Origin of the sequence: Methylotenera sp. N17, from assembly GCF_000799155.1 — a bacterium.
Taxonomy (GTDB): domain Bacteria; phylum Pseudomonadota; class Gammaproteobacteria; order Burkholderiales; family Methylophilaceae; genus Methylophilus.
The window spans coordinates 2,077,196-2,097,591 of the sequence record NZ_JUGE01000001.1; the positions used below are offsets into that span (position 1 = coordinate 2,077,196).

Annotated in this window: 19 protein-coding genes and 1 other RNA gene; all 20 read right to left on the reverse strand. The window is 48.2% G+C overall.

Going from position 1 to position 20,396, the window contains the following annotated elements; genetic code table 11:
• Window positions 1-10 precede the first annotated feature (10 nt).
• Window positions 11-193, reverse strand: coding sequence for a hypothetical protein (locus FG11_RS09845; protein WP_020182918.1), 183 nt, complete (start codon window positions 191-193; stop codon window positions 11-13).
• A gap of 42 nt (window positions 194-235) precedes the next feature.
• Window positions 236-1,177, reverse strand: coding sequence for a UDP-3-O-acyl-N-acetylglucosamine deacetylase (lpxC, locus tag FG11_RS09850; RefSeq protein WP_047534747.1), 942 nt, complete (start codon window positions 1,175-1,177; stop codon window positions 236-238).
• A 112-nt stretch (window positions 1,178-1,289) separates the two neighbouring features.
• Window positions 1,290-2,456: a cell division protein FtsZ gene (gene ftsZ, locus FG11_RS09855; RefSeq protein ID WP_020182920.1), complete on the reverse strand. Its 1,167-nt coding sequence runs from the start codon at window positions 2,454-2,456 to the stop codon at window positions 1,290-1,292.
• A gap of 99 nt (window positions 2,457-2,555) precedes the next feature.
• Window positions 2,556-3,794: a cell division protein FtsA gene (gene ftsA, locus FG11_RS09860; protein ID WP_020182921.1), complete on the reverse strand. Its 1,239-nt coding sequence runs from the start codon at window positions 3,792-3,794 to the stop codon at window positions 2,556-2,558.
• A 30-nt stretch (window positions 3,795-3,824) separates the two neighbouring features.
• Complete coding sequence (locus FG11_RS09865; RefSeq protein WP_020182922.1) at window positions 3,825-4,556, reverse strand: cell division protein FtsQ/DivIB; 732 nt, start codon at window positions 4,554-4,556, stop codon at window positions 3,825-3,827.
• Entirely contained in the window at window positions 4,546-5,499 is a 954-nt protein-coding gene (locus FG11_RS09870; RefSeq protein WP_029647703.1) for a D-alanine--D-alanine ligase, read from the reverse strand. Before FG11_RS09870 ends, FG11_RS09865 begins: the two co-directional genes overlap by 11 nt.
• Entirely contained in the window at window positions 5,492-6,379 is an 888-nt protein-coding gene (gene murB, locus FG11_RS09875; RefSeq protein WP_047534751.1) for a UDP-N-acetylmuramate dehydrogenase, read from the reverse strand. Before murB ends, FG11_RS09870 begins: the two co-directional genes overlap by 8 nt.
• Window positions 6,379-7,773, reverse strand: coding sequence for a UDP-N-acetylmuramate--L-alanine ligase (murC, locus tag FG11_RS09880; RefSeq protein WP_025224952.1), 1,395 nt, complete (start codon window positions 7,771-7,773; stop codon window positions 6,379-6,381). Before murC ends, murB begins: the two co-directional genes overlap by 1 nt.
• Before the next feature lie 18 nt (window positions 7,774-7,791).
• Window positions 7,792-8,895, reverse strand: a complete 1,104-nt coding sequence (murG, locus tag FG11_RS09885; protein ID WP_047534754.1) for an undecaprenyldiphospho-muramoylpentapeptide beta-N-acetylglucosaminyltransferase — start codon at window positions 8,893-8,895, stop codon at window positions 7,792-7,794.
• Complete coding sequence (ftsW, locus tag FG11_RS09890; RefSeq protein WP_020182927.1) at window positions 8,892-10,058, reverse strand: putative lipid II flippase FtsW; 1,167 nt, start codon at window positions 10,056-10,058, stop codon at window positions 8,892-8,894. The genes murG and ftsW overlap by 4 nt, the downstream gene beginning before the upstream one ends.
• Window positions 10,052-11,419 carry a UDP-N-acetylmuramoyl-L-alanine--D-glutamate ligase gene (gene murD, locus FG11_RS09895; RefSeq protein ID WP_025224954.1) on the reverse strand — a complete coding sequence of 456 codons (1,368 nt, stop codon included), beginning with the start codon at window positions 11,417-11,419 and terminating at the stop codon, window positions 10,052-10,054. The genes ftsW and murD overlap by 7 nt, the downstream gene beginning before the upstream one ends.
• 14 nt (window positions 11,420-11,433) lie before the next feature.
• Window positions 11,434-12,537 carry a phospho-N-acetylmuramoyl-pentapeptide-transferase gene (gene mraY, locus FG11_RS09900; RefSeq protein ID WP_025224955.1) on the reverse strand — a complete coding sequence of 368 codons (1,104 nt, stop codon included), beginning with the start codon at window positions 12,535-12,537 and terminating at the stop codon, window positions 11,434-11,436.
• On the reverse strand, window positions 12,528-13,925 hold the full coding sequence (locus FG11_RS09905) for a UDP-N-acetylmuramoyl-tripeptide--D-alanyl-D-alanine ligase (RefSeq protein ID WP_047534757.1): 1,398 nt from the start codon (window positions 13,923-13,925) through the stop codon (window positions 12,528-12,530). The genes mraY and FG11_RS09905 overlap by 10 nt, the downstream gene beginning before the upstream one ends.
• A complete protein-coding gene (locus FG11_RS09910; RefSeq protein WP_047534760.1) occupies window positions 13,922-15,355 on the reverse strand; it encodes a UDP-N-acetylmuramoyl-L-alanyl-D-glutamate--2,6-diaminopimelate ligase in 1,434 nt (477 codons plus the stop codon). The genes FG11_RS09905 and FG11_RS09910 overlap by 4 nt, the downstream gene beginning before the upstream one ends.
• The gene (locus FG11_RS09915; protein WP_020182932.1) at window positions 15,352-17,079 is read right to left on the reverse strand and encodes a peptidoglycan D,D-transpeptidase FtsI family protein; all 1,728 of its coding nucleotides are present in this window, start codon (window positions 17,077-17,079) and stop codon (window positions 15,352-15,354) included. The genes FG11_RS09910 and FG11_RS09915 overlap by 4 nt, the downstream gene beginning before the upstream one ends.
• Window positions 17,080-17,084: 5 nt before the next feature.
• Entirely contained in the window at window positions 17,085-17,357 is a 273-nt protein-coding gene (gene ftsL, locus FG11_RS09920; protein ID WP_020182933.1) for a cell division protein FtsL, read from the reverse strand.
• A 2-nt stretch (window positions 17,358-17,359) separates the two neighbouring features.
• Complete coding sequence (rsmH, locus tag FG11_RS09925; protein WP_047534763.1) at window positions 17,360-18,361, reverse strand: 16S rRNA (cytosine(1402)-N(4))-methyltransferase RsmH; 1,002 nt, start codon at window positions 18,359-18,361, stop codon at window positions 17,360-17,362.
• A complete protein-coding gene (gene mraZ / locus FG11_RS09930; protein WP_047534766.1) occupies window positions 18,358-18,804 on the reverse strand; it encodes a division/cell wall cluster transcriptional repressor MraZ in 447 nt (148 codons plus the stop codon). The genes rsmH and mraZ overlap by 4 nt, the downstream gene beginning before the upstream one ends.
• Before the next feature lie 485 nt (window positions 18,805-19,289).
• Window positions 19,290-19,610: RNase P RNA component class A (gene rnpB, locus FG11_RS13360), an RNA gene on the reverse strand.
• A 114-nt stretch (window positions 19,611-19,724) separates the two neighbouring features.
• Window positions 19,725-20,237, reverse strand: coding sequence for a BON domain-containing protein (locus tag FG11_RS09935; protein ID WP_047534769.1), 513 nt, complete (start codon window positions 20,235-20,237; stop codon window positions 19,725-19,727).
• Window positions 20,238-20,396: the final 159 nt, after the last annotated feature.

Here is a 20,396-nt window from a genome sequence, read left to right on the forward strand (position 1 = left end):
GCATCTCATCTTAAATACGCAACACGCGGCTCACAAAAAACAATAACATCACAAACAATAAGAACCAACCTGCCAATTGTGCAAGCCGTTTGAGTATGTGCAAGTATTTTTTATCTTGGCTATAGACATATAGCCCTAATAAAATAAATGCAGCAATAATCAGTACAATGACCGTTAGTCTAATCACAATCATGTGTACACCTCTTGTGAAATCGACTCAAAACCCATACAAGCGTTACCCGCTAAAATGCGGCATCAGTGCAGGTGTAAAATATTGACGCTGCTCGACAAAGCCAGCAGGCGCATCTTCAAGATGTTCAAACACTGCAAACTCCCACGCATCCGAATCTGCCAGCAAGGCGCGTAATAGCTGATTATTCATGGCGTGGCCTGATTTAAAGGCAGTAAACGCACCTAAAATTGGGTGCCCCAGCATGTACAAATCGCCAATCGCATCTAGCACTTTATGCTTGGCAAATTCGTCCTCATAACGCAATCCGTCGGCGTTCAATACACGATATTCATCCAGCACAATGGCATTATCCAAGCTACCACCACGCGCTAATCCATTGGCCCGCAAGTACTCTACCTCGTGCATAAAGCCAAAAGTACGCGCACGGCTAATTTCTTTGATATAGGAATTATCGGCGAAATCAATGCTGACAGTCTTGCCGGAGTGGTCAAACACAGGGTGTGCAAAATCAATGGTGAATTCCATTTTAAAGCCATGATAAGGCTCAAACTTCACCCATTTATCGGCTTCTTTCACTTCTACCGTTTTTTTAATTCTAATAAACTTCTTCGGCGCATTCTGTTCCACAATCCCGGCGGATTGCAGTAAATAAATGAATGGGCCAGAACTGCCATCCATGATTGGAATTTCTGAGGCTGTTACTTCAATACGAATATTATCTACCCCCAAACCTGCAAGGGCAGACATTAAGTGCTCAACGGTGGCTACACGCGCGTCACCATGCTCTAGGGCAGAGCACAGACGCGTGTCTTTCACTGCGTCAGGGGTTGCTTGAATCTCTGGCGCACCGGGCAAATCGGCGCGACAAAAGACAATCCCCGAGTCAATGGGCGCAGGCTTCAGCGTCATGATGACTTTCTCACCATTATGCAGGCCGACGCCTGTAGCACTCACTGTTTTTTTCAGTGTTCTTTGTTTTAGCACTTAATGTTCCTACAACAATATGTTTTCTATGATGATACCTACTATACACAAGTAGTTTAACACCATCTACATTGCAGTTTCACCCGCTATTGCTACGCAAAAATTGAGCGGATTAATCTGCTTGCTTACGTAAAAATGCTGGGATGTCATATTCTTCCACACCAGACATTTTCATGGCCTCTACTTGTGCACGACGGTTGTTGCTTGTAAATACAGCCGGCGCTTCTTCCTCAGTTTCCATGCCTACATAGATAGGTTGGTTAGTGGTGCCGTCGCGTACGGTGGTCATCACTTTTAACTCAGGTTTTTGCTGACGACGCGCAACCGCACCGTTCAAGCCAGTCGCTACCATGGTCACACGTAATTTGTCGCCCATGTTTTCATCCATCACATTGCCCACAATCACGGTGGCATCTTCTGCGGTGAATGCTTTAATGGTGTTCATGACATCGTAGTACTCTTTCATTTTAAAGTTAGTACTTGCGCTGATGTTCACCAATACGCCGCGTGCATTCGCCAAGTTAACATCTTCCAACAATGGACTTGCCACTGCTTGTTCTGCAGCAATACGCGCACGATCCGGACCACTCGCTTCCGCAGAACCCATCATTGCCATGCCCATTTCAGACATCACGGTACGTACATCGGCAAAGTCGACGTTGACCAAGCCCGGGCAATTAATGATCTCTGCAATACCTGAGACAGCATTATGGAGTACATCGTTCGCAGCACGGAACGCTTCTAAGAACGGTACATCCTCGCCCAATACTTCCATCAATTTCTCGTTTGGAATCACAATCAGTGAATCAACGTGTTGAGAAAGCTCTTCTAAACCGTCTGCCGCTACTTTGGTACGCTTGCCTTCAAACGCAAATGGCTTGGTCACTACAGCTACCGTCAAAATACCCATTTCCTTGGCGACTTCTGCAATAATCGGCGCTGCACCCGTACCCGTACCACCACCCATACCGGCAGTGATAAATAGCATGTCTGCGCCATCGATAATTTCAGCAATACGATCACGGTCTTCTAATGCAGCTTCACGACCGATTTCTGGTTTTGCCCCTGCACCCAAGCCTTTAGTGATGTCTTGACCAATTTGCAATACCGTTTTTGCATGGCTTTTCTTCAAAGCCTGCATATCTGTATTGGCGCAAATAAACTCTACACCACTTACGTTTTTGGTCATCATGTGTTCTACAGCGTTACCACCGCAACCACCCACACCAATCACCTTGATTACCGCTTCCTGTGAATCTCTTTCCATAATTTCAAACATCTTGAACCTCCTTTTGCCTTTTGTTTTTTAGGTCAATTGAATGGATATTCGCTTAACCCAGCCCTAAATCAAACTTCTCACTACCAAACCTACTACTTACTAAAAATTACCCTGAAACCAACTCTTCATTTTTTCAAAAATCCTGCCTATGGAGCTCGATTGCATTTGTCCCATCAATTGACGTTCTAATTGCTGTTTACCCATGAGTACCAAGCCCACGCCGGTGGCGTACCTTGGATTGCTAATCACTTCCGATAAGCCCGCCACATAACGTGGCATGCCTAAACGCACTGGTGTGTGGAAGATTTCTTCGCCTAACTCCATCATGCCTCGCATGGCTGCAGAACCGCCGGTAATGACAATGCCAGAAGCAATCATCTCTTCCATGCCGCTGCGTCTGAGTTCTTGCTGCACAAATTCATACAGTTCCACTACACGTGGCTCAATCACTTCTGCCAACGTTTGAATAGAAAGCTGACGTGGCTCACGCCCATCTACGCCAGGTACTTCTACCACCTCACGTGCATCAGCTAGCTGCCTAAGTGCGCAACCGTATTTCACTTTAATTTCCTCTGCCGATTGCGTAGGGGTACGGAAAGCCACTGCAATATCGTTGGTCATTTGGTCGCCCGCAATTGGGATGACTGCGGTATGGCGAATCGCACCGTTTTTAAACACAGCAATATCCGTAGTACCACCGCCGATATCGACCAAGCACACGCCTAGTTCTTTTTCGTCTTCCGTCAGCACCGCCACGCTAGATGCCAATGGTTGTAGAATCAAATCACTCACCTCTAATCCGCAACGCTTGATGCACTTGACGATATTTTGTGCGGCAGCCACTGCACCGGTCACAATGTGCACTTTCACTTCTAACTTCATGCCGCTCATGCCAAGCGGTTCACGCACATCTTCTTGGCCATCAATAATGAATTCTTGCGTGAGGATATGTAAGATTTGCTGATCCGCCGGCAAAGCAATCGCACGTGCAGTTTCCACCACGCGGTCTACATCCATCTGCGATACTTCTGCATCTTTAATTTTGACCATGCCGTGTGAATTCAAACTTTTGACATGGCTACCTGCAATCCCGGTAAACACCGTGTTAATTTTGCAATCAGCCATCAACTCGGCTTCTTCAATCGCACGTTGTATCGCCTGCATGGTGGAATCGATATTGACCACCACCCCTTTTTTCAAGCCTCTAGAAATATGCTGCCCCAGCCCGATGACTTTCAAGGAGCCTTCCGGCAATAGCTCAGCCACAATCGCGACAATTTTGGATGTCCCAATGTCGAGCCCAACAATTAAATTTTTATCTTCCCGTACTTTACTCATGTGTGTTCCCCGCCTTTATTCTTTCGCCGCTCATGCTGATGGTTTAGGTGCTACCTTTTGCGTCATATGTGCTGGCTTACGTACCGCAAATCCGTTGGGATACCGCAAATCCGCATAAGTCACTTTGACATTGAGCTGACTGAGCGTACTGAGGTACCCTTTGGTAAATTTTTCTAAACGACTCGCCATGTCTACACGCCCAATGGCAATCTGCATTCCATCTTGCGTTTTAATTTCCCAGGCACGCCTTGGTGACAACTTCACCTGCGCAATCGTTAAATTCGCTTTCTGTAAAATGGGGTAATAAGTGGCATAGCCTTTCGTCACCTCCAACACACCATCGCCAGGCCCGTAAAAAATGGGCAGTGTGGCATCAGATGCCGCATGAAAAATCTCCCCATGCGTATTCACCAGCGCCAAGTTACCCCAGCGCGCTAATGCTTGATGCTCTTCTACGCTCACTACAATCTGATCTGGCCAGCGTCTTCTGACACTAACGCTACGCGCCCACGGCAACTTTTCAAACGCATCACGCGTGCGCTCAAGGTTCAATGTAAAAAAGTTACCCTTCAAATGTTTGGCCACAATCAACTTAATCTGCTCTCTGTTCACGTGCGTTAACTTGCCTTCTACGCGCACCTCGCGCAGTGGAAAAATCGGTAGATGCACCACAATAAACAGCAGGCCGTACAACATCATCACGATCGATATCGCGAACAGGAAATTGGCAATCCAATTTAATAGTTGTGGTTTATTCCACACGCGGCGCATCCTTTAATGTCATGGCCAAAATACGTAACACCAATGCCTCAAAACTCAACCCTGCTACCTTTGCCGCCATCGGCACCAAACTATGGTCCGTCATACCCGGGCTGGTATTCACTTCCAAAAAGTAGTGATTGCCTGCCTCATCCATCAAGAAATCCACACGTCCCCAACCACTGCAGCCCAGCACATTAAAAGCTTGTATTGCCTCTTGCTGAATCTGCGCTTCTTTTGCTGCAGCCAAGCCAGATGGGCAGTGATATTCAGTGTCATCACGCAAATACTTGGCTTCGTAATCGTAGTATTCGTTTTTCGGCACAATGCGGATGATGGGCAACGCGACACCTCCTAAGATGCCTACGGTAAACTCGCCACCCCCTACAAACGCTTCTGCAATCACTAGCGGATCAGCTTTGGCAGCCACGGCATACGCCTCTGCCAACTCGCTGGCTTGCTTGACTTTACTGATACCGATGCTGGAACCTTCATTGGCTGGCTTCACAAACAAAGGCAAGCCCAAACGCGCCACTACTTGTGCAAAGTCGGTGTGAGCATCCAACAGTTCAAACGCTGGCGTTACTACACCACTGGCACCCCACAATAACTTGGTGCGCCATTTATCCATGCCCACTGCAGAGGCCATAACACCACTCCCGGTATAGGGAATGCCCATCAACTCCAATGCGCCCTGAATCGTGCCGTCTTCGCCAAATCGTCCGTGCAACGCAATAAAGGCACGGTCGTAATCCGCCAACTCACTTAGGCTGCGCTCAGCCGGGTCAAAGGCATGTGCATCTACACCTTGGCTCACTAATGCCGCCAGCACGGCCTTACCACTCTTCAGTGATACTTCGCGCTCGCCCGATTTGCCGCCCAACAACACTGCGACTTTTCCAAATTGTTTTACATCCACTTGTTTTACCTCTACTGCGCTATGCATACTCACCAATCACTCTCACCTCTTGATGCAACGCTATTCCGCGTTGCGCCAATACGGTTTCTTTTACATGTTTAATCAATAACTCAATATCCAAGGCCGTCGCATTGCCTAAGTTCACAATAAAATTGGCATGCTTTTCAGATACTTGCGCGCCGCCCATCGTGTAGCCTTTTAGCCCACACTCTTCAATCAGCTTAGCGGCGTATGTCCCTTCAGGGTTTCTGAACGTAGAGCCAGCACTGGGCATATTCAGTGGCTGGCTGGCCAAACGGGTCGCCAATAACTGCTTAATCTTTTGTGTCGATTCTTTTGCATCACCTTCTGCCAGCGCAAACCAAGCGCCCAAAAACCACTCGCCATCTGCTGGAAATTGCACGTGACGGTAGGTCGGCACATATTCACTTTTGCTACGAATATGCACATGGCCGCCCATATCAATCGTTTTCACCTGATGCACAATTTCCCAAGTTTCTGTGCCATAACAACCCGCGTTCATCGCCAATGCGCCGCCCACGGTACCGGGGATGCCCGCCATAAACTCAGCCCCTTGCTTGGCTTGGTTCGCGCAAAAACGCGCCAACTTGCCACAAGTGACCCCGGCATCGGCGTATATCCATTCGCCCTCTACAGCTAGCTCGCTCAGGGCTTGATGCATCACAACCACCGTGCCACGCACGCCACCATCACGCACCAGTAAATTACTACCCAAGCCAATAAAATGTACTGGTTCGTTTTTAGGCAAACTGGCCAAAAATACTTGCAGTTCCTCTACACTGTCTGCAATAAACAACTGGTCGGCATTGCCGCCCACGCGCCAACTGGTATAGCGTGCCAAGGGCTCATGCTTAAGCAGTAGCGAACCTGTTTTGGCTTGTGCCATCACTGTGCCAGCTCCTTAGTTTTAGCTGCTACCTGACCTATGCTGCCTGCACCCATCACAATCACCACATCATCGGCTTGGGCAATATTCAAAATCGCTTCTGGCAGCGCATCAGTAGTTTCCACAAATATCGGCTCGTTCTTGCCTATGACACGGATGGCGCGGATCAAACTACGCGTATCCGCGGCCACAATCGGTGCTTCACCGGCTGAGTACACCTCTGTCAGCAACGCCACATCAGTGGTAGATAGCACGCCTACAAAATCCTCAAAGCAATCACGCGTACGCGTGTAACGATGCGGTTGAAACGCCATCACTAAGCGGCGATTGGGGAAGGCACCACGTGCTGCGGCAATCACCGCTTGCATTTCTACTGGGTGGTGACCGTAGTCATCAACCAAGGTAAACGTACCGCCCGTTTTGGCCGCAATTTCGCCATAGCGCTCAAAGCGACGGCCAACGCCTTTGAATTCTTTGAGTGCTTTGATCATGGCTGCATCTGGCACATTCAACTCACTGGCTACGGCGATGGCCGCTAATGCATTCAACACATAGTGATGGCCGGGCAAATTCAATGTCACATCAAAAGTAGTCGTCACACCGTTAATACGCTCTACTGTAAAGTGCATCTTGCCGTTATCTGCAACGATGTTTTTGGCACGGATACGTGCATCATCCGTTGTGCCATAGGTCATCACCGGACGCGTCACGCGGGGCAATATCTCACGGATATTGGCATCATCGGTACAAAGCACCGCCATGCCCCAAAATGGGATCTGTTGCAAGAACTCAACGAATGCACTTTTTAACTTCTCAAAACTGTGTTCATAGGTGCCCATATGGTCGTGATCGATATTGGTCACCACAGCCAGAATTGGACTCAAGTGCAGGAACGACGCATCAGACTCATCCGCTTCCACCACAATATAGTCCCCAGTACCCAAGCGCGCATTGGTGCTGGCTGCTTCTAACTTGCCACCAATCACAAAAGTGGGGTCCATACCCGCCTCAGCCAAAATGCTGGCGATCAAACTAGTGGTCGTTGTTTTGCCATGCGTACCAGCTACTGCAATACCTTGCTTGAAGCGCATCAACTCCGCCAACATTAATGCACGTGGAATCACTGGAATATTTTTCTCGCGCGCAGCAATAATTTCTGGGTTCTGTTCATTCACCGCGCTGGAGACCACCACCACATCCGCATCTTGCAAGTGTTCTTTAGCATGCCCTTGATACACGGTTGCGCCGTATGAAACCAAACGTTTGGTCGTCGCATTGCTGGCCAAGTCAGAACCGCTGACGTTGAAATCCAAGTTAACCAACACCTCGGCAATACCGCTCATGCCGGAGCCACCGATGCCAATAAAATGAATGTTTTTTACTTTATGTTTCATATGTAATTCCTAGTATGTTTAAGCACCGGCGAAGGCGCACTCCATACAAATTTTTGCAACCGTCACGGTCGCATCTGGCTGTGCCAATTGCTTAGCGCGCATGGCCATGTCCAAACATTTTTCACGGGTTAATCCACGTAAAATTTCGGTCGCTTTTGTTACATCAAAGGCTGATTGCTGCACCAAAATGGCCGCGCCATTTTCTGCCAAATACTGCGCATTGGTGGTTTGGTGGTCATCCACTGCAAACGGGAATGGCACCAACACGCTGGCAATTCCCACGCAAGCAATTTCTGCTACGGTAAGTGCACCGGCACGGCAAATTACTAAATCCGCCCATTTGTAAGCAGCCGCCATGTCATGAATAAATGCTTTTGCATCGGCCTTTACACCGGCTTGCTGATAATTGCGCTTCAGCACTTCAATATGTTTTTCACCGGCCTGATGCACGACTTCCGGCCTCACATCCTCTGGAAATGTAGCGAGCGCCTTGGGTAGCACATCGTTCAACGCGGCTGCACCTAAGCTGCCACCCACAACCAATAGCTTTAACTTGCCCTGCTGCATGGCAAACCGTTTTTCAGGCGGTGCTAACTCTGTGAGATCCTGACGCACAGGATTACCCACTAACTGCGCCCGCTCACTCAATACATTGGGGAACGCCACCAACACACGGTTGGCAATTGCACTTAATACTTTATTGGTGAGTCCAGCGATGGAGTTCTGCTCATGTACGATCAACGGCTTACCCATCAGCTTCGCCATCAGTCCACCAGGAAACGCAGCAAAACCACCCATGCCGAGTACCACATTCGGCTGGTGCTGTTGAATTGCTCGCCTTGCCTGCATCAATGCCTTTGTCAATTTCACTGGTAATAACAGCCAGCCTTTTAGGCCTTTTCCGCGTACGCCCTGCATGGTCATCATGGCTTTGGCGTAACCCTTGCTTTCAATCAGGCGGTTTTCCATACCGCCTTCTGTGGCTAGCCACACCACTTGCCAGCCATGCGCTTTCAAATAGTCAGCCACTGCCATAGCCGGATAGACATGACCACCCGTACCACCCGCCATCACGAGAATGGTGTGTTTATCGAAACGGGTCACGGCGTTATCAAGCATCATGCTGGCAACCCCTTCTGTAACCTGCGGTTCTCAAAATCTATACGCAGCAAAATAGCCATGGCAATGCAATTAGCTAAGATGCCGCTGCCACCAAACGAGAGCAACGGAAGCGTCAACCCCTTAGTAGGCAGCACACCCATATTGACGCCAATATTGATAATGCCTTGCACTCCCATCCACACACCGATGCCTTGTGACAACAGCGCAGCAAAGTAACGCTCATTTGCCACGGCTTCTTTACCAATGCCAAAGGCGCGAATCACAATCCACACAAATAGACCCAGCACCGTCACCACACCCACAAATCCGAGTTCTTCTGCAATCACCGCCAATAAAAAGTCTGTATGCGCCTCTGGCAGATACAGTAATTTTTCTACACTTGCGCCCAAGCCCACGCCAAACCATTCGCCACGACCAAACGCAATCAGTGCATGTGACAACTGGTAGCCCTTGCCATACGGGTCAGCCCATGGGTCCATAAAGCCAATCACGCGCTGCATACGGTAAGGCGAGCTTTTAATCAGGACAACAATGGCCACTGGCAGCAGGGCAATCAAGCCTGCGAAGATTTTTCCGTTAATGCCACCCAACCATAAAATGGAGATAGAGATTGCGGCAATCACAGCAAATGCGCCAAAATCAGGCTCACGCAGTAACAGAAACCCTACAATCACCATCACCGCCACCATCGGCAAAAACCCTTTGGTAATGCTATCCATTTGCTCCGCTTTTCTCACGGCATAATCTGCTACATACATGGCGGAAAAGAGCTTCACAAACTCAGAAGGCTGCACATTAATCACAAATAACGGCAACCAACGCTGACTACCGTTCACATTGCGACCAATGCCGGGCACTAGTACCAGCACCAGCAAGCCCAAGCCACCCAAAAATAAATAGGGTGCCATTTTTTGCCAAAGTGCCACAGGCACTTGAAATGCAACAGCACCTGCACACAGGCCAATCAAAATAAACATGGACTGCCGGACCAAGTAGTAAGTGGTTTTATGGCCTGTGTCGATATCCGCCTCAGCAATCGCAATCGAAGCCGAGTACACCATCACCAAGCCTAAGCCCAGCAGAATCAGCGTGACCCATAACAACATTTGGTCGTAGTTAGGTGAGCTCATACGCTCACGTGTCAACATCACGGGCGCTAGCATGTGGCTACCTCTAACGCTTTGACCGCATCAATAAATACCTCAGCACGGTGCACATAATTTCTGAACATATCAAAACTTGCGCAAGCGGGAGACAGCAACACAGCATCGCCCGGTGAGGCTACTTTGTGTGCAATGGCAACGGCTTCTTTTAAATCAATCGCATCGTAAATCGGCAATTCAGAGGCCAGCAATACAGCCTCGATCAACGGCGCATCACGTCCGAACAGCACGATGGCACGCGCATTGGCTTGTACGGCTTCTAATAGTGGTGAGAAATCCTGCCCCTTACCATCGCCACCAGCTAATAACACTACTTTTTGTGGCTTACCGGCTTTCATCATGCCTTTAATCGCAGCACAAGTAGCGCCCACATTGGTGCCTTTGGAGTCATCGTAGAAATCAATCTCGTTGATGGTGGCCACCCATTCCACACGATGTGGCAAGCCTTTAAATTGACGTAGCACTTGCATCATTGCCGCTTTGTCCACACCAATACTGCTGCACAGTGCAATGGCGGCAAGTACATTGGCCACATTATGTTGACCATTGATTTTCAAATCCGCCACTGGCATCCATTTACGCTTGCCACTGGTGAGCCATAAACCATTGGCTTCCATCACGCCAAAATCAGAATAGTTTTGCGCTTCATTTAAACCAAACGATAACGCCTCAGTCGTTGTTAGCCCCAAACTGGCTGGGTCGTCACGATTGACTACAGCCAAAGTAGCATGCTCATAAATACGTGCTTTGGCCGCAGCGTAATCTTGTATGCTGTCGTAGCGGTCCATATGATCTTCAGAAATATTCAACACCGTCGCAACATCCACTTTAAGGCTGTAAGTCGTTTCTAGCTGAAAACTAGAGAGTTCTAATACATATACATCCGGTGCACGCCCACTAAGGGTATCCAACACTGGCAAACCAATATTGCCAGCAACAATGGTATTGAGTCCGGCTTGTTTACAAATCTCGCCCACCAAAGTCGTCACAGTGGTTTTGCCATTCGAGCCAGTAATCGCAATCACTTTTGCACTACTTGGCCGATGCAATGCAAACAACTCAATATCACCTATCACGCGTTTACCTTGTGCAATGGCAGCTTGTACAGCGGGCTCTTGCAATGACACACCCGGGCTAATCACAATAAAATCGCATGCCATCAACACTGCAGCATCAAAGGGCCCCGTGTGCACTTTGACACTTGGGTACGCTTTGATTAGCGCATCTACACCTGGCGGGTTCAGACGCGAGTCAGCCATAGTCACCACAGCGCCTTGCTTCAGCAGCCAGCGCAACGCAGAGAGGCCTGTCTCTCCCAGCCCGAGCACTAATACATGTTGATTTGAATAAAGCATGTTCATCTAAGCTTGTGTCTCTATCTCAATTTCAATGTAGATAAGCCAACCAATACCAGCATCATGGTGATAATCCAAAAGCGCACCACCACTTGCGTTTCTTTCCAACCTTTTTGCTCATAGTGGTGATGCAACGGCGCCATGAGAAAAATGCGCTTACCCGTACCCGTAAGCCGCTTGGTGTATTTAAAATAAAGTACCTGTATCGCGACGGAAAAAGTCTCCATCACAAATACGCCACCCATAATGAACAGCACAATTTCTTGGCGCACAATGACCGCCACCACGCCCAGCGCAGCACCCAGTGCCAGCGCACCTACATCGCCCATAAATACTTCTGCGGGGTATGCGTTAAACCATAGAAAACCCAAACCAGCGCCTGCCATGGCAGCGCAAAACACCATCAGTTCGCCAGCACCTGCCACATACGGAATCCCCAAATATTTGGAGAAATACAAATGGCCTGCCACATAGGCAAATATGGCTAATGCGCTACCCACCATCACGGTGGGCAATATGGCCAAACCATCCAAACCATCAGTTAGATTGACAGCGTTACTGCTGCCAACCACCACTAAATACGTCAGCAACACAAAGCCTATTGCACCTAGCGGCAAGGTCAGTGTTTTAAAGAACGGTACAATCAATGTGGTTTCAACCGGGGTTGCTGCGGTTTGATAAAGAAAAATGGCCACACCCAACCCGATTAAACTTTGCCAAAAATACTTGGCTTTGGCCGATAAGCCTTTAGGGTTTTTGTAAACTACTTTGCGATAGTCATCCACCCAACCAATGGCACCGAAGCCAAGTGTGGTGACCAATACCACCCACACAAAACGGTTATGCAAATCTGCCCATAGCAGTGTGGCAATGGCTATGGCCACCAAAATGAGCGCGCCACCCATGGTTGGCGTACCGGCTTTCACCAAATGCGTTTGCGGGCCATCATCACGTACCGCTTGCCCCACCTTATATTCGGTCAGTTTGCGAATCATGCTCGGCCCGACAATGAATGAGATCGCCAATGCAGTGAGTGTGGCTAATACTGCCCGTAGCGTGATGTATTCAATGACGTGAAATCCGCGAATATCATGTGCTAACCAGCGTGCTAACTCTAACAACATGTTGCTCTCCCCATTGCTTCATTTTTTGTCTGTGGATGCTGCGTATCTGCTTCCAACAATTTCACCACACGCTCCATTTTCATAAATCTAGAGCCTTTGACTAATACGGTTACCCCAGACTTCATGATCGGTTTGACGTGACTCACCAATGCCTCAACATCATCAAAATGTTGCGCTTGCTGACCAAATGCTTTGCTCGCATGCAGGCTGTTATCACCTAATGTATAGAAGTACTTAACCTGATGATCACGCGCATACTCCCCAACTGTGCGATGCATAATGGCCGCATCGGCGCCCAACTCACCCATATCACCCATGACAAACACACGCGTCGTATCTAAACGCGCCAGCACATTGATGGCGGCTTTCATGGAATCAGGGTTGGCATTGTAGGTATCATCAATCAGCACCGCGCCATTGCACCCTTGCTTATATTCCAAACGCCCATGCACCCCAGTAAAGTTTGCAAGCCCTTGTGCAATATGCGCATTGCTAACACCTAGCGCCACTGCAGCAGCACTGGCAGCTAGGGCATTGTAAATATTGTGCACGCCCATAATAGGCAAGCTGAATTCCACCGTGCCACTTGGGGTTGTGAGCCTGATTTGGCTTGCACCAGTCAGCTCGGTATATTGCGCAGTGACATCAGCAGCACTATTCAGCGCAAATGTTACTACCTTGCGTGATGCATTGAGCGAACGCCAATAGTCAGCAAACGCATCATCTGCGTTAATGACGGCAATGCCGTCTGCTGTTAGGCCTTCAAATATCTCACCTTTGGCTTTTGCAATATTTTCGCGGGAGCCTAACTCGCCAATATGGGCAGTGCCTGCATTGTTAATCACAGCGACATTGGGTTGCGCGATATGGGTTAAATAAGCAATTTCACCCAAGTGATTCATGCCCATTTCTAATACGTTGTATTGATGCTGTGCATTCACTTTCAGCAGTGTCAATGGCATGCCAATATCGTTATTTAAATTGCCTTGTGTGGCATGCACAGCAGCGTCACTACCAGTCGCGCTTATCAAAATCGCATTCAGCATTTCTTTGGTGGTGGTTTTACCGTTACTGCCGGTAATGGCCACCACAGGCCCGCTCAACTGTTGACGCCAGAAATGAGCCAGCTTACCCAAGGCCAAACGCGCATCGCTTACTAGTACGGCTGGTTGTACATTGAGTGTTTCATCCGAAATTAACACAGCGGCCGCGCCTTGTTTCAAGGCCTCTTGCGCAAAGGTATTGCCATCAAAACGCTCACCCTTGATTGCCACAAATAGTTGTTTAGCTACGATACGACGGCTATCCGTATCCACACTTTCAACGCGCACATCTGTGCCGATAAGACGGCCACCGACTGCTTTTGCAATGTCTGAGAGCAGCATCATAAGGCGATCTCTTGATACGTTTCTAAAGCAAGCTCTGCTTGCTTTGCATCACTAAAGTAGTGTCTTACGCCAGCAATTTCTTGATAATCCTCATGACCTTTGCCCGCAATCAGTACCACATCACCAATCTTTGCCGACATCACGCCAATTGCAATCGCTTTTGCACGGTCTAACTCCACTACATAATGCCCGTCCATGCCTTCAAGAATATCATTCACGATGGCCTGCGGATTCTCACTGCGTGGATTATCCGTTGTCACCACAATGGCATCCGCATGCTTGCTTACCACTTTACCCATCTTGGCTCGCTTGCCTTGGTCGCGATCACCACCACAACCAAACACGCATACCAATTTCGATTTTGATTGTGCCTTGAGCGTTTTGAGCACTTTATCCAGCGCATCTGGCGTGTGGGCATAATCCACCACTACCATCGGCTTATTACCGCCGCCTAACATTTGCATCCGCCCATTCACAGATTTAAGATGGCTAATGGCATTCACAGCATCTTCAAACGGCACATCTGAAACTAACAATGCCGCCAACACTGCCAAGGTGTTGTACACATTGAATTCGCCAATCAAATTCACCACCACTTCCGCATCTCCGTAAGGGGTGGTCACCAACATTTCAAAAAAGGAGTCATGCAAGATAAGTTCTGTGGCACGCACCTCGCCCGATTCAATGCCATAGGTAATGACATGCTTGTGCTCTGCATTGAGTTTGTCTGCCAACGTTTTGCCAAACGGATCATCATAGTTAATGACGCTGGCTTTTAGGCTTGACCATTCAAACAGTTTTTCTTTGGCGGCTCGGTATGCCTCCATGGTCTTGTGATAATCCAAATGGTCTTGTGTCAGGTTAGTAAACACTGCCACATCAAACTCCACGCCATTGAGGCGTCCTTGATCCAAGCCATGTGAAGAGACCTCCATGGCCACCACATTGGCTTTGGCATTTAAAAATCGTGCCAGTGTTTTCTGTAACTCGATGGGGCCAGGCGTAGTATTCATCGTAGGCTCCAGTGCATCCAAAAAGCCGTTGCCCAATGTGCCCACCACCGCCGCACGGCGCTCAAGAAAATCAAACGCTTGCGCCAGCCAATGACTTACTGAGGTTTTGCCATTGGTACCGGTGACGCCGATGGTCCACAATGCAGCAGAAGGTTTCTTGTAAAACTGGCTGGCAATGTGTCCGGCTTGCAGCTTCAACTGCGGAATTGCAATATTTTTCACATCCCATTCAGGATTCCATGTGAACGCATCTTCATCCCACACTACAGCCACTGCGCCTTTTTTAATCGCATCTGCAATATAGGTACGGCCATCAGAATATTGGCCAGGATACGCCACAAATAAACTGTTCTTCTCTACCAGACGGCTATCCGAGGTTATGCTGGCAATTGGCGCTTTAATCACGTAACGGGTCATACCACTTCCTTCACATCCACCACATCGGCTGGAATCACCACATTGTTATTCGGCGCATCTTGCGGCACCGCGAGCATACGTAAGGCATCTGACATCACCGCACTAAATACAGGCGCAGCCACTGTACCGCCGTAGTAGTCACCTGATGTAGGCTCATCGATCATGACGGCCATGATTAAACGCGGATTAGAAGCAGGCGCCATGCCCACAAACGACCCCACATATTTATCTTTCTCATAGCCCGCAGGCCCTAATTTATGCGCTGTACCCGTTTTGCCGGCCACACGATAACCCGCCACTTGCGCACGTAAGGCAGTTCCGCCGGGCTGCACTACTAGCTCCAACATGGCGCGTATATCATTGGCCACTTTGGCAGAAAACACTTGTTGCCCTACAGGCGCCTCATTCAATTTCAGCAAAGAAACCGGCTTGAGCTCACCCTCATTGGCATACACGGTATAGGCGCGTGCCAGCTGTAATAATGTCAAGCTAATGCCGTGCCCGTATGACATGGTGGCTTGTTCAATAGGGCGCCAAGTTTTGTAGTCTCGTAAGCGGCCGGAAGCCTCACCGGGAAAACCCACATGCGTAGGCGTGCCAAATCCCAACTGATGAAACGTATTCCATAACGCTTCTTTTCTTAGGCTTAATGCCATTTTTGCAGAGCCAACATTCGATGACTTTTGAATGACTTCCGATACTGTGAGCATGCCATGTGGATGCGCATCATGGATCACTGCCGGCCCAATCGCCATATAGCCTGGAGCCGTTTGAATTTTGGTATCTGGTGTGTAATCCCCAAACTCCATTGCCGCCGCCGCCGTCACCGGCTTCAGTGTAGAACCAGGCTCAAAGGTATCGGTAATCACGCGGTTACGTGTTTTCCCTTTAATGTTGATGGGATTATTCGGGTTATAGGTAGGTAAATTCACCATCGCCAATACCTCGCCGGTTTTGGCATCCAACACCACGGCCGCACCTGCTTTTGCCTGATGCAATTCCACGGCTTTCGATAACTCTCTAAATGCCAGATACTGTATTCTGCGATCAATACTCAACACCAAGTCATGACCATCCTGAGGCACTTTGACTGCCTCTAAGTCTTCAACAATATGCCCTCTTCTATCCTTAATCACGCGACGACTACCAGACTTACCGGAAAGATGCGTGTTTTTAGCTAATTCAAACCCCTCTTGGCCATTATCATCAATGCCAGTAAAGCCAACTACATGCGCCGCCACATCACCAGCAGGGTAAAAACGCTTATATTCACGCTGCATAAAAATGCCGGGGATTTCCAAGCTCATGACTTGCGCAGCCAAGTCTGGCGATACCCGACGTTTAATGTAGACAAACTCGCGTTGCGTATTGGCAATTTTTTTATCGAACTCTTTGGCTTTTAGCCCCAACAACTTCACCAATGTTTGCTTTTTCTTGGCGTCAATCTGCACATCTGGCGGACTCGCCCAGATAGACTCGACCGGGCTGCTGATGGCAAGCAACTCACTATTACGATCAACGATTTTTCCGCGATAAGCAGGCAAAATCAAAGTGCGGCTATAGCGTGCATCCCCTTTTTTCTGCAAGAAATCTTTATGCAGACTTTGCAAGTAAACCCCGCGAGCAAACAAGCCAACAAAACCTAGCAACACGCCAATAAGCAACAGCCTGCGTCTCCACGCAGGCAGCTTAACTAAACGATGCTGACTCTGTTTTAATAACATAACAATTACTGCGTACTCTCTAATTGAATCACTTGAATGCGTTTAACATCCGGTACCTGCATGTGCAATTTCTGCTGTGCATATTCTTCTAACCTTGAGTGCATCGCCCAAGTACTTTGCTCCAACTGCAACTGGCCAAGCTCTGTTTGATAATGCGAAGCCAACGCCTCTTGCTGCTCCAACTCAATATAAAGCTTGCGTGCCTTATGCTGCGCAGTAATCACACCCAATGCCACCATGATCAGTAGCGCAAACAGAATCAAATTAATCCGTGTCATCTTTACTGCTCTATTGCCACTGCAGTGCGTTCCGCTACACGCATCACTGCACTTCGTGATCTAGGATTACGCTTCACTTCGGCATCACTGGGCTTGATTGCCCGGCCAATCGCTAGCATTCTTGGCTGCGGCAAATCCTTGGCTTTAATCGGAAAGCGGCTGGGCAAATCATCCCGCAATACTTCGCTCTGAATAAACCGTTTCACCATACGATCTTCCAAAGAATGAAAACTAATCACCACCAATCGACCGCCTGTGCGCAAAGCCGCAAGGCACTTAGGCAAGATTAGCGATAACTCCTCAAGCTCTTGATTGATGAAAATCCGTAAAGCTTGAAAGGTGCGCGTTGCAGGGTTCTGCCCCGGCTCGACCTTGGGGATTGCACTTGCCACGATCTGGGCAAGCTGTCCTGTAGTGGCGATGCCATGCCCGTTTTCGCGCTCTTTAATAATCGCCCTTGCAACCTGCTTAGCAAACCGTTCTTCACCATAATGTTTAATGACCTCTCCCAATTGTTTTTCAGAAACAGTTGTCAACCACTCAGCAACCGTTTTACCTCGCGTTTGGTCCATACGCATATCCAATGGACCATCAAACCTAAAACTAAAACCGCGTTCAGCTTCATCAATTTGCGGTGATGAAATACCCAAGTCCAACAAAATGCCATCCACTTTATCTACACCAAACTGGCCAAGCACTTCTTCAATCTCAGAAAAATGGCGATGCGCAATCTGGAAACGCGGATCGTCAATTGACTGCGCCGACCTATAAGCAGCCATATCGCGATCCATACCGATTAACCGACCCGCCGGACCCAGCTTGGATAAAATTAAACGGCTATGACCGCCACGCCCAAACGTGCCGTCCACATACACTCCATCGGATTTAAGTGCTAACGCATCTACAGCTTCTTGCAATAAGACAGTAATATGCGGCGGAACCTGTTCTGGAAGCGGCGCAGACACTGAGGCTGAGATGGGCGCCGAGTGAGCGCCCTTCATCATAGTGAAAAACCTTCTAATTCTTGAGGGACCACCAGATGTTCGGTGTCCATTAACTTCTCAAGTTGCTGATCCCAAGCGGCCACGTCCCATAACTCAAAGTGACTTCCTTGGCCCACCAACATCACTTCTTTATCTAACTTTGCAAATTTTCTTAACACTGAAGAGACCAGCAAGCGGCCAGCACTATCCAGCGCCAATACATCTGCCTGCCCCACGATCATGCGTTGAATTGCACTGATTTGCGGATTAAAACTAGACAAGCTTGTGAGTTTTGCTTCAATAGGCGTCCAAGCTTCTTTCGGGTATAAAATGAGACAACGATGCGGATGCGCAGTCAACACAACTTCACCAGCACCTCCCGCCGTTAGCGCGTCACGATGCTTGGCCGGCACTGCTAGCCGCCCTTTTGCATCCATACTCAACTCTGTCGCCCCACGGAACATGACTTGTTTTACCTTTAGTGTTTAACGCAACTTGCCGAAAGATTCATGCGCGCATTATTGATGAAAATTCTCCACAATTCAACACAAAAAACCTCTTTTAACCACTATAGTTAAAAAAAAATCGCTTTGCAAGCGATTTTTAAGAATTTTCTTTATAAGACAATGACTTATCTCACTTTTATTTAAAAATGCAATAGCCATTAAAATCAACAAGATAACGATATATATGAATGTGCAGTGTAATGAGTTCGCAGTATGTGATTGAATTGAATAAAAGCAGGGAAATATGTGTAAAAAATCATAAAATTTTATAGGCACATACCTCCCATTTTGGGGATTGTGGAACGAGATGAGATTGGTAGTATCTGGGCGTGAGTTATTTAACGGTATTCATAGCTCATCCCTCCGCCGCACCTCCAAAAGGGGTGCGGATTTTTTTGTGCTCAGGAAAAGTAGCCAATGGGTAAGCAGGCCATACGAAATTTGAAAAAAGCTAGCCGATAAGCCGGGTTCTGTCGCACATTGCTGTGCGTAACAGTCATTCATCTAGGCATACAATTACTTGTACACTCAAGCAACCTACCCGCTGGTAACGCGAGCCACGCCTTATTCACCGAGGTGAATGCACCAGCCTATTTGGTCTTGCTGCAGATGGAGGTTACCGCGTTTCACCATAACTGAATATGCTCGTCTCTGTGGCCCTATTCCTCGCCTCACGGCGTACGGCCGTTAGCCGTCATCTTGCTCTGTGCAGCCCGGACTTTCCTCCCCTCACTTGCGTAAGCGGCGACTGTCTAGCTAGCTTTGTTTGGATTTTAACATGCAAACCGCAGTTATCGTGGCAATAACGCCAAGTAAAAAAATCACAAATAAAGCAAGCCACACACACCCATCTTAAGCCAAAGACTAATTGCGATAGTTTACGGTTTCACCACTAGCGCGTTTTTAACCGCCCTCACGCCGCTGACTTCATAAGCGATCTGTTCTGCGCGCTTTCTTGTGGATTCATTTTCAACAAATCCGCTTAATACCACTACGCCTTCTTTGGTTTCTACACTCACGCGAAAGCTTCTAAAGTTTTTTTCAATCAAGTACTTAGATTTAATTTTGGTTGTAATTGTACTATCACTCGCCGCTTGCTTGGCCTGCTTTTGCTGTACTTTAGACTTATAGGTTGAAAACTCGTCCGCATCTAACGATTGATTGTGATTGGTATCCGCTTTACCAAAACCACCTCCATTAAACAATCCATCTTTACTAATTTCTTTGGCACTTAATTTGCCATTGGCATCAGCATCTAAAAACTTAAATTCTCGTTGATAACCCGTTTGATTGGCTGCATCCGGCGTCATAGCAAATACCGTTGCGTGCATACACATAAGCGCTGTTGTGCAGAGCAGTGCGCGGCACATAGATTGAGATGTCTGACCCATACACACTCCTTTCATCGCGAACAAATCGCTTTATCTGAGTTAAGGATGACTATTGACTGATTACTGTCTGATTAAAAACTTATTTGCATCAGATTGCAACAACACACAGAGCATTTAAGACTTATTTACCTTCCGCCCATTAAACCGTTTTACAATCTA